We start from the raw sequence: 2,026 nt of genomic DNA on the forward strand, positions 1-2,026 counted from the left end.
GTTCAGCTCCAAGCGTAACGTCACTGCCTGGTTGCTGCGGCGAGGGGGCTGTCTGGGGTAAATTGCGTGGTAATTGATAAAAGCTATTAGTTAAATACTTTTAATTGCCTTTGATTATTTTGCCGTGAAACCTAGACTGTGCTTCACAGGCCATCCGCCTGGCAAGCCACCCAAGGAGAGACTCCATCAGCGCCCCCGCACAGTCGTGACCCAAGCGTCCCGGCTGCTATGAAATGCAACCCATGCCGTCATTTGGCACCCTGTTTAATCGAAAGAAGATCCATCATGGCTGATCACAACACGCAAAGCGAAGGCACCTGCCCATTCTCGGGCGGCGCACGCAAACATGCTCTGGCCGGCGCCGCTACCAACGCCGACTGGTGGCCCAACCAGCTAAACCTCAAGATACTTCACCAGGGCTCCTCATTGTCCGACCCTATGGGCCTGGAGTTCAACTATGCCGAGGAGTTCAAGACCCTGGACCTGCACGCCGTCGTGAAAGACCTCCACGAGCTGATGACGGATTCGCAGGACTGGTGGCCTGCGGACTACGGCCACTACGGCCCATTCTTCGTTCGCATGGCATGGCACAGCGCTGGCACCTACCGGATCGCCGATGGACGCGGCGGCGCGGGCTCCGGCACACAGCGATTTGCACCGCTCAACAGCTGGCCGGACAACGGAAATCTCGACAAGGCGCGCCGTTTGCTGTGGCCGATCAAACAGAAATATGGCCGCAAGATATCCTGGGCCGACCTGATGGTTCTGGCCGGTACCGTGGCCATGGATTCGATGGGGTTCAAAACCTTCGGCTTTGCCGGTGGGCGGCCTGATGTCTGGGAACCGGAAGAGATTTACTGGGGACCTGAAACCGAGTGGATGGGCGACAAGCGCTATACCGGTGACCGTGAACTCGAAAACCCGCTGGGTGCCGTCCAGATGGGCCTGATCTATGTGAACCCCGAAGGCCCGAACGGCAAGCCGGATCCGCTGGGCTCGGCGCGCGATATCCGCGCGACCTTTGCCCGCATGGCGATGAACGACGAGGAAACCGTTGCGCTCACCGCCGGCGGGCACACCTTCGGCAAAGCCCACGGTGCGGCCGATCCGGGCCAATACGTAGGCCCCGAGCCTGAGGGCGGCACGATTGAAGACCAGGGTTTTGGCTGGATCAACAAGTTTGGCGGGGGCCATGGTGTTCACACGGTCACCAGCGGCATCGAAGGGGCCTGGACCAAGAACCCCACCAGGTGGGACAACGGCTATTTCGAGAACCTGTTTGGCTACGAGTGGGAGCTGACGAAGAGTCCTGCCGGTGCGCACCAGTGGAAACCGAAAGACCCGGCAGCGGCGACCACTGTGCCCGATGCGCATGATTCCTCTTTGCGCCATGCTCCGATGATGACCACGGCCGACATGGCCATGCGCATGGACCCGGCCTACGAAAAAATCTCGCGGCGCTTCATGGCGAACCCGCAGGAGTTTGCCGATGCCTTCGCCCGGGCCTGGTACAAGCTGACGCACCGCGACATGGGCCCGGCCGCACGCTTCCTCGGCCCGCTGGTGCCGAAGGAAGCGCTGATCTGGCAGGACCCGGTGCCCGCCGTCGATCATCCGCTGGTCAATGAGCAGGACATTGAAGGGCTCAAGGCCAAAATCCTCGCCTCTGGGCTCTCCATCTCCCAGCTTGTCACCACGGCGTGGGCGTCTGCCTCAACCTTCCGCGGCAGTGACAAGCGCGGTGGCGCAAACGGTGCACGCATCCGCCTGGCACCGCAGAAGGACTGGGAGGTCAACCAGCCTGTGGAACTGGCGAAAGTCCTGAAAGTGCTGGAGGCCGTCCAGGGCGAGTTCAATGGGGCGCAGTCGGGCCGCAAGAAAGTCTCGCTGGCTGACCTGATTGTTCTGGGTGGCTGTGCAGCCGTCGAGGCGGCAGCAAGAAAAGCCGGCCACGACGTGAAGGTGCCTTTTTCCCCCGGCCGCACGGACGCTTCGCAGCAGCAGACCGATGTGGAGTCGTTTGCCG

At 61.4% G+C, this 2,026-nt stretch carries 1 protein-coding gene; it reads left to right on the plus strand.

What is annotated here, in order from left to right:
• Nucleotides 1-285: 285 nt before the first annotated feature.
• Nucleotides 286-2,026, plus strand: a 1,741-nt coding sequence (gene katG / locus AC1D0Z_RS20375; RefSeq protein ID WP_477659986.1) for a catalase/peroxidase HPI, incomplete at its 3' end; no start/stop codon positions are given.

The sequence above is a fragment of the Polaromonas sp. P1_E3 genome, from assembly GCF_056405935.1.